Source organism: uncultured Rhodococcus sp. (assembly GCF_963525155.1).
Lineage (GTDB): Bacteria > Actinomycetota > Actinomycetes > Mycobacteriales > Mycobacteriaceae > Rhodococcus_F > Rhodococcus_F qingshengii.
The window spans coordinates 41,515-50,746 of the sequence record NZ_CAURKP010000023.1; the positions used below are offsets into that span (position 1 = coordinate 41,515).

The 9,232-nt window shown below is 62.9% G+C and carries 6 protein-coding genes; 5 read left to right on the plus strand and 1 reads right to left on the minus strand.

Going from position 1 to position 9,232, the window contains the following annotated elements:
• Positions 1-89 precede the first annotated feature (89 nt).
• Positions 90-4,736 (minus strand): NAD-glutamate dehydrogenase domain-containing protein, encoded by a 4,647-nt coding sequence (locus tag RWT78_RS08050; RefSeq protein ID WP_314675171.1) that lies wholly within the window; start codon positions 4,734-4,736, stop codon positions 90-92.
• A 233-nt stretch (positions 4,737-4,969) separates the two neighbouring features.
• Between RWT78_RS08050 and RWT78_RS08055 the strand changes: the two genes are divergently transcribed.
• The 5 genes from RWT78_RS08055 to RWT78_RS08075 all read left to right on the plus strand — a co-directional run.
• Positions 4,970-6,139, plus strand: a complete 1,170-nt coding sequence (locus RWT78_RS08055) for an acyl-CoA dehydrogenase family protein (RefSeq protein ID WP_007732726.1) — start codon at positions 4,970-4,972, stop codon at positions 6,137-6,139.
• A gap of 11 nt (positions 6,140-6,150) precedes the next feature.
• On the plus strand, positions 6,151-7,293 hold the full coding sequence (locus RWT78_RS08060) for a CoA transferase (protein WP_314675174.1): 1,143 nt from the start codon (positions 6,151-6,153) through the stop codon (positions 7,291-7,293).
• A gap of 37 nt (positions 7,294-7,330) precedes the next feature.
• A complete protein-coding gene (locus tag RWT78_RS08065) occupies positions 7,331-7,993 on the plus strand; it encodes an IclR family transcriptional regulator (protein WP_003939923.1) in 663 nt (220 codons plus the stop codon).
• Positions 7,994-8,112: 119 nt separating this feature from the next.
• Positions 8,113-8,904, plus strand: coding sequence for an IclR family transcriptional regulator (locus RWT78_RS08070; RefSeq protein ID WP_003939864.1), 792 nt, complete (start codon positions 8,113-8,115; stop codon positions 8,902-8,904).
• A 109-nt stretch (positions 8,905-9,013) separates the two neighbouring features.
• A partial coding sequence (locus RWT78_RS08075; RefSeq protein WP_314675176.1) for an aromatic amino acid lyase occupies positions 9,014-9,232 on the plus strand: 219 nt, incomplete at its 3' end.

The window sequence follows — 9,232 nt, forward strand, 5'->3', positions numbered from 1 at the left end:
AAACCACCGAGTCGGTTCTCCCGTTCGGCCTCCGAAGTCTATCCGCCTCGTGCACCTTTCCGATCCATCCGCGAGCGTCCGCGCCGGACCTAACCCACCATGCGCCGCAATTGGCTCGTCGCAACCGAAAGCGCAGCAAGATCGTGTTGCCCGGACGCCTCGATCTCTGCGAGCGCGAGAGTGGACCTCTCGATTCTCGACGCATTCCTTTCTTCCCACCTCGAGAGTTTTTCCGCTGTCGTGTCACCCGCTTCCGCGTCGGCCAAGACGTCGAGGGTCAGGGCCCGCACCGTCGAGTACAACTCGTCCCGCAACGACAACCTCGCCAACGCGTTCCATTTTCCGTCCTTGCTCAATGCCGACACTCGATTGAGCATCGGGACGAGCCCAACATGCTCACCGAGCCGGAAATAGAGTTCGCCGGTCTCCGAGATCGTCCGATCGGCGAGGTCCGCGATCTCCACCACGTCGAGCAGTCCGAACTGATCGAGCAATATCTCCACTCGCCTGACCAGGTTCTCCGGCGCGCCTTTGTCCGTGATGAGGACCGTTCGCGCAGCCAGGTTCCGCTGATCTGCGCCTACCAGCCAGCCATCGAGCTCTGCCGACGCCTCCGCGATGCGATCACCGAATCTGCTGATCTCGGCCCCGACGGCCAGCGGTTGCGGACGACGTGTCAGCATCCACCGTGACGCCCGGTCGAGCAGTCGCCTGGTGAGCAGGATCAACTCGTCGGACACTGCGGTCGAGATCGAGGCTTCGCTGATGTCGTGCCACAACCCCCACAGTCCGAACACCTCGGAGACCACCGTGAAGGCACGTACTGCGTCTTCCGGATCAGCGCCGACTTCTTCACCGAGCCGATACGCATAGGTGATGCCGCCTCGATCGATGACGTTGTTCGTCAGCACTGTCGCGACGATCTCGCGACGAAGTGGGTGCCGGTCGAGGGCGTCACCCCCTGCAACTCGAACGCCCTCCGGAAAATAGTTCGCCAGCACCTGGCGGTAGATCTGGTTGTCGATCGAGCTTCCTTCCAACAAGGTGGATTTCAGATCGAGCTTGACGTGGGCCATCAGTGTGGCGAGTTCCGGCGACGTCAGCCCCGTTCCCGACTTCTCGGCCGCGGCGAACTGCTTCTTGGTCGGAAACCCTTCGATGACGCGGTCGACGATTCCGCGAGATTCGAGGTTCGAAATCACTCTGCCGTGCACACCGATCATCGCCCCCGCATCCGCACGCGTGGTACCCATCAGTTCGTTCTGTGAACGGTTGTCTGCAAGAACGAGTTCGGCGACCTGATCGGTCAACGTTTCGAGCAGTGCGTCGCGATGTGAGTCCGCGACGACGCCTGAGCTGATCAGGGAGTCGAGAAGGATCTTGATGTTCACCTCGTGATCGGAGCAATCGACTCCCGCGGAATTATCGAGGGCGTCTGTATTGATCCGCCCACCGATGCGCGCGTATTCGATTCGTCCGGCCTGGGTGAGGCCGAGATTGCCTCCTTCACCGATCACTCGGGCACGCACTTCGTTGCCGTTCACCCGAACGGCGTCGTTGCTCTTGTCGCCGACTTCGAGGTCGGACTCACCGGAGGCCTTGACGTACGTTCCGATGCCGCCGTTCCACAACAGATCTGCCGGGGACCGCAGAATCGCCCGAACCAGTTGCGGTGGAGTCAGTTCGGTGACGTCGCCCTCGAGGCCCAGGGTTTCTCGCATCTCGTCACTGATCGGAACGCGCTTCGCCGAGCGTTCCCACACTCCGCCGCCCGCGCTGATCAAGGTCGGATCGTAGTCGGCCCACGAGGATCGTGGGAGTGCAAAGAGACGTGATCGCTCGTCGTACGAGCGCTCAGGCGACGGGTCCGGATCGACGAACACGTGCCGATGATCGAACGCCGCGATCAGGCGAATGTGCTTGCTGCACAACATACCGTTGCCGAAGACGTCGCCACTCATGTCTCCGATCCCCACCGCGGTGAAGTCATCGTGCTGGGTATCGAGGCCGAGCTCACGGAAGTGCCGCTTGACACTTTCCCAGGCGCCCTTCGCCGTGATACCCATGGCTTTGTGGTCGTAGCCGACCGACCCGCCGGACGCGAAGGCGTCGCCGAGCCAGAATCCGTACTCCGCGGCAACCTCGTTCGCGATGTCGGAGAACTTCGCAGTTCCCTTGTCCGCGGCGACAACAAGATACGTGTCGTCCCCGTCGTGGCGAACGACCCGCCGCGCCGCGACAACGGCCCCGCTCTGCTTGTCGACGTTGTCGGTCAGATCGAGTAGTCCGCGAATGAAGGATCGGTAGCAATCGATCCCGGCCGCCAACGCAGCTTCTCGGTCTGCGTCTGCGCCCAGCCCTGGAACCGGTGGGCGTTTGACGACAAATCCGCCCTTCGCTCCGACAGGCACGATGACTGCGTTCTTGACTGCCTGCGCCTTCACCAATCCCAGTACCTCGGTGCGAAAGTCCTCTTTCCGATCCGACCAGCGCAAGCCGCCGCGAGCCACCGTACCGAAGCGAAGGTGCACACCTGCTACATCGGGTGAGTACACGAATATCTCGAACTTCGGTCGAGGGAAGGGCAATACGGACAGCTTCTCCGAATCGAACTTCAACGAGAGCGCGCCGAGCGATTCAGTGGGATACACGAAATAGTTGGTACGCAACGTGTTACGGACCAGCTCGGACAACGCGCGCAGGATCCGATCGGCGTCGAGTCCTTGCACTTGTGCCACGGCCGTTTCCACGTCCGCTGCTGCACGTGCACCTCGATCTCCGTCGACGACGTCCGGATCGAAACGGCTCTCGAACAATTCGCACAATCTGCCGGCGATCTCGGGATGATCGGCAAGTACCTCGGCGACGCGACCGGTGCTGTAAGGAAATCCCGCTTGCTGCAAGAACTCCGCGTACGCCCGCAGCACCACTACCTGTTTCCAGCCGAGTCCCGCGATCGCGACCAATTCGTTGAACGAGTCCGGCTCGGCGTCACCGTTTCGAACCGCGGCAAACGTCGCCCCGAATCGCGCGGCAAAGTTGTCGAAGCCTTCGACCGGAGCACTCGGGTAGTAGAGCGTGAACTCGTAGATCCTGGACTGTTCGGTTCCCACCGGTGCGATCTCGTACGGACGTTCGTCGACCACTTCGACGCCCAGGCTCTGCAACACGGGCAGCACCTCGCCTAGCGAGAGCGGATCACCCGAGACGTACAGCCCGAGACGGTGAGTACCCGGTCCGTCGACAGATCGGGCCAACCGTGGACTTACTTCTCCGGGCGCGAGGCCCTCGAACACCGCCATGTCCTCGGCGGCTCGGACAGCGTCGAAATCCTGCTTGTATGCCACCGGAACTCGCTCGGCGAACCGAGCACGCCTGCGCCGCTCGTCGTAGTGCGAAGCATCCAGAACGAATCGTTCGTCCCACGTCAGGCACGCGTCGACGACGAGGTCCCGAATCTCCCGTGCTTGTCGCGCCGACGCGAAGTTCGCGCCGCCGCCGACTGTGGCCGTGAAATGTACGACGGCCAAGGGGGATTCCGAGACTCGACTGGAGAACTCGATATTGTGGGCACCGAGTGCGTCGGCGAGTACCGACTCGGCCGTTGTTCTGATCGTCGTACTGAATTTCTCGCGCGGAACGAAGAGCAAAGCCGACAACTCTTGATCTCGCCCTGTCGCCGGGGAACTTCCCACCGGTTGCAAGAACAGATGGATCGATGTGCGGCCGTCCACGGAAGTGAGTTCGTCCAGCGCGTCCGCGATTCGGGCCGGCTCGGCCGCCAGGAGCACTGTGACCGGAATCGACTGAATCACTGCCAGCATCGATTGTCCGACAAACGAATCGACGGTGGATCCTGAGGCCTCGAAGATGTCTGCGACGCGTCCTCGCACGAGCGGGGTTCGCCTGACGTCGGCGACGATACCGGTCGCGGTGAAGAACCCGACGAATCGGTACGCACGGTCGCCGACGGACACGTCGATCTCGGTGGCGTATTCGGATCCACCGAACCCTTGCCGGAGGTACACCACTGCGATCGCGAGGGGCGCCGCTTTCGAATCCGAAGAGCCGGTTGGATCGGGGAGCACGCCGATGGCGTACGGCTCGTCACTGTCGACAGTTCGCGCACCACCGATGACACTGAAGTTTCCGGCGCTGCACCACCGGAGAAAGTCAGCTTCTTCGGCGTAGCCGTTCGAGTCCAGTTGCTCGCGCGCCTCGTCGACGAGGTCCCGCAGGGGCACGGAATCGCGGAAGGCACGCGCGATACGGTCGAGGATTCCGGCGACGTCGTCCGCGATCACCTGCGCCTGCGCGTCCGAACAGTGTGCGGGTAGTCCTATGTGGATCCATGATTCGGTGCGCTCCCCGGCCCGGGCGTCTTCAGTGCTGTGCGCCGGTTGCACGGCTGTGCGAAGCACGGGGTGCACCACGAATTCCGGTTCCACGCGGGCACGGGCAAGTGTCGCCAAGACCGCTTCGACGAGCTGCGGCATGTCGTCGCCGACGTATTGAATCGCGGGGCCGTCCCCTAACTCCCCGGCCGGCGCGAGTCGCGAGATCGACGAGTTGTGTCCTCGTCGACGCGAAAGGTCCATGTGCGCGGCGACAATCGCCAGCTTGCGGTCTTCGGCGAGCGCAGCGTATCGATCCGCCGACAAGCCCTCGAAATACGTACTGGACACCCTCCTCACATTCTCGGAGTCCGGTGTCGTGTCGACTGAAACGAGGCTCATGTCAGCACCTTCCGTCGAAAGCCACGCTGCTTCCGACTTGTAGTGGGTTCGATCCGCAATCAACTTGTCTATACAGGCTCAGACAAGTTGATCATTGCAGAACGTGAGCCGCGACACAACAGCTTCACCCCTGGACAAATTCGCCACCCTCGGCCATAGTCAGTCCATGCCAACTAGTGGCAATTAGATTTCATTAGATGAAATTCTTAACTATCCCGCCTCGAAGGAGCCCCGTGACTACCCAGACCGCGCCCGACACCGACAGCGTTGATCTCGCAGAGTTCCGCAGCACTGTCCGAGCCTTCGCCAACGCCGAGATCCACCCAGGAGCCGCCGCACGCGACGAGTCCAAGGAGTTCCCGGCGCAGCTGGTCAAGCGCCTCGGGCAGCAGGACCTCATGGGCATTTCCGTGCCCGAGGAATTCGGCGGGCTGGGTCTGTCGACACGAACCCAACTGGTCGCCATCGAAGAAGTTGCACGCACCGACGCCGCGCTGGCATCGATCTACACCGCCCACTACCTGGGCCTCGAGCCGATTCTCGTCGGCGGCTCCGAAGAGCAGAAGCATCGCTGGTTGCCCCAGCTCGCGTCGGGCGAACTACTGGCCGGCTTTGCACTCACAGAACCCGATGCCGGCTCCGACATCGCCTCGATGCGTACCGTCGCCCGACGCGAGGACGACGGCTGGCATCTCTCCGGATCGAAGACGTACATCTCCAACGCCAAGGAAGCCGACCTGGTCGTGCTCTTCGCCAAGACGGACCCGAGCGCAGGATTCCGAGGCATCACCGCCTTCGTCGTCCCCAAGGGAACTCCGGGAATCAGCTACTCGGAGCCGCAGGACAAGATGGGAATTCGTTCGGCCCCGACGTACACCGTCTACCTCGACGACGTCGTTCTGCCGCTCGACTCCGTGATCGGCACCGAAGGTCGCGGCGGCAACATTGCCTTGACCGCCCTGAACCGAGCACGCATCGACGTAGCGGCAATGGCAAACGGCATCGCTCTGCGCGCTTGGGAACTGGGACGCGAGTACGCAACGGAGCGAAAGCAGTTCGGCACGCCGATCTTCGACTTCCAGGCAATCCAGCTACTCCTCGGTGGCTGCGACGCGCAACTTGTCGCATCACGCGTCACCGCAGACTGGGCCGCCGACGTCAAGGACGCCGGTCAGGACATCCGCCGCGCCGCATCGATTTCGAAGTACGTCGCCACCGAAGCCTGCTTCTCGATCGTCGATCAAACCGTACAGATCCACGGTGGCGCAGGTTTCATGCGCGAATCGGAAATCGAACGCCTGTACCGCGATTGCCGCATTCTCCGCATCTTCGAGGGCACCTCGCAGATCCAGTTGCTCACCATTGCCGGCAATGCTCCGTCGCCGCGTTCCACCGAGTTCTGAAAGGCGCGGACATGACTGCACTTCCCCCACTCGACGGCATCCGGGTCATCGACCTCTCGCGCGTCCTTGCCGGACCCTACTGCACCGCACTGCTTTCCGACGCCGGTGCGGACGTCGTCAAGATCGAATCCGAACACGGTGAAGACTCTCGGCACCTCGGCCCGTTCCGCGACGGCGAGAGCATCTACTTCAACGTGCTCAATCGTGGCAAGCGTTCGGTGGCACTCAACCTCAAGAACGACGAGGACCGTGAGGCGCTGCTGACGCTCATCGAGACCGCCGACGTCGTCGTCGAAAACTTTCGCCCCGGCGTCACCAAGCGCCTGGGAATCGACTACGAGGCTGCGCGGGCTCGCAATCCGCGGATCGTGTACGCGTCCATCTCCGGTTTCGGACAGGACGGGCCCATGTCCGGAGCCGCCGCCTACGACCTTGTAGTCCAGGCTCTTTCGGGAATCATGAGCATCACCGGTTCGGAGGAATCCGGGCCGACACGGTTGGGTGAGTCGTTCGGAGACCTGGTCGCCGGGCTGTTCGCCGCCTGGGGAATCAGTACCGCCCTGCTGAGTGCACGGGCGAGCGGACTCGGGCAGCACCTTGACGTCGCGATGTTCGACAGCATGCTCGCCATGCTGCCGACAGCACACAGCCAACTGCAATCCACCGGGCTCACTCCCCCACGCGTCGGCAACCGTCATCCGGTGTCAACACCGTTCGACACCTACAAGGCCGACGACGGACTCTTCGTCCTCGCGGTTGCGAGCCAGTCGGGTTTCGAGAAGCTGGCGCAGACGATGAATCGCGTCGACCTGATCGCAGATCCCCGATTTGCCGACGACACCGCCCGGACCGAGAACGAACCGGCACTGCGCAAGGAGATCGAAACCTGGGCTGCCGGAAAGACCGTCGCCGACGTGGTCGGTATTCTCGGCGACGCGGGCCTCGCCGGCTCGGAAATCTGGGACGTCCAGCAGGCACTCACCTCCGCGCAGGCCGAGTATCGCGGAGTCGTCGAATCGTTCGAGCACCCGGTAGCAGGAAAAATCTCCTACGTACGACAACCCGTCGTGTTCGGTGATAGCCGACGCCCCGATGTCCGCCGCAGTCCCCTGCTGGACGAGCACCACGGTGAGGTACTGCCGGGCTCGCGATAGATTCAGCGCAGACATCCCTCGGCACTTGGAGTAGGACATGGCCCCCGGCGACGTGACCCGCAGCGCGAATCGCACGTTCGAACTTCTCGGTGCGATCGTCGAGCACGGCGGGTTGACGCTCGGCGACGCCGCCAAGGCAACCGATCTGGCAACCAGTACCGCGCTTCGCCTGATCAGAAGCCTCGAACAAACCGAGTTCGTCGTCCGCGGCGAGGACAACGTCTATCGCGTCGGCCCGCGGCTACTACAGATCGGGGCTCGCGCTCTCGGTGACAATCAACTGTTGCCGAGAGCGCGGCCCGCGATGAAGGCCATCGCCGAAACCACGAGAGAGTCGACCTACCTGTCGACGAAGGGACCGAAAGACACTGCGCTGTATCTCGATCAGATCGAGGGCACGCACGCGATTCGCCACATGGGGTGGGTGGGCCAGAGCGTTCCCCTGGACGGCACCGCCGTCGGCGCAGCGTTGAGCGGCAAGGTAGGCGAGAGCGGGTACGCCATTGCGCACGACACCATCGAGGATCACTCGACCGGAGTTGCCGCGCCGATCTACAACGCGGTCGGTCAGATAGCCGGAGCGCTCAGCGTCGTGGGCCCGACCTTCCGTCTGACGGACGAGGTCTGCGCCAGCCACGGCCGCGTCTTGGTGGAGCACTGCGCCCGGTTGTCCGCGGAACTCGGCAGCCAGACACCCTGACCACCCCGAGCACTTGGCGATTCAGTCTCGTATCCGAGCACTTGGCGATTCAGTCTCGTATCCGAGACAATGTGGTTCCCCGCTCCCACCTCAGCCCTACCCGTAAGGACACACCCCACATGACGACGAGCCGCGTGAAATCTGCTGAGCGCGTGCTCGACGTGCTCGATCTCCTGGCTCGTCGGGGTGTGCCGCTGGCGACGGCGGAAATCTCGAGCGCCCTCGACCTGCCCAAGAGCACGACGCATCATCTTCTCAACGTCATGCGGGATCGACGGTTCGTCTCGTACTGGGCTGATCAACGCGCCTGGACCCTGGGTGTCTCGGCGTTCGAAGTCGGTGCGTCGTACATGCGGTCCGGCCCACTTCACCGTGAGGGCCAACGATTCATGCTGGCCCTTACCCAGTCGACGGACGAGACCTCCCACCTGGCGGTGCTACAGGGGTCTGACGTCATCTACCTCGACAAACGTGAACCGCTCAAGCCGGGCGTGCGGTTGGTGACCGAGATCGGGACCCGCCTTCCGGCGCATCTCACCGCAGTCGGGCGGGCGATTCTGAGCCGTCTGGATGCGGAACAGATCAGCGCGCTCTACGAGGGGTACACCTGGCCGACGCGGACCGGAACGGGTCCGTCGACGCTCGCCGAACTGCGAGAACTGCTCGCCGCAGCACGTGAGAGCGGATATGCGGTCGAAGAGAATGCGACGACATCCGGGATCAACTGCATCGCCAGCCCCGTGATCACACGGGACGGTCGTCCGGTCGCAGCTCTCGGCGTCACCTTCCTCTCCGGCTCCAAATCGGCCGAGGAGAGTGCCCTGATCGCCGACCGAGTGCGCGCCGTCAGCGCCGAGTTCTCCGCCGATCTCGGAGATCGAATGGTGGAGACCCCGACCGCAGACATGTAGCCAATTTCTCCGTTCCCTACTTTTCGGGCCTTGTTTTCGTCTCATATTCAAGACTAGAGTCTCGTATACAAGACTTGCTGGATCACCACCGCATCATCATTGGAGTCCCATGAACGCCACCCCTGCCACCCAGACAGCCACCCGAACCATCGAGGTCGGAATCGGCGCTGTCACCATCGCCGACGTCGTCGACGTCGCGCGCAACGGATACGGCGTTGCATTGACCGCGGAATCACTGGCCGCGATCGCCGAAAGTCGTGCACGCATCGAAGCGCTGGCCGCAGACCCCACACCGGTCTACGGAGTTTCCACCGGATTCGGCGCACTT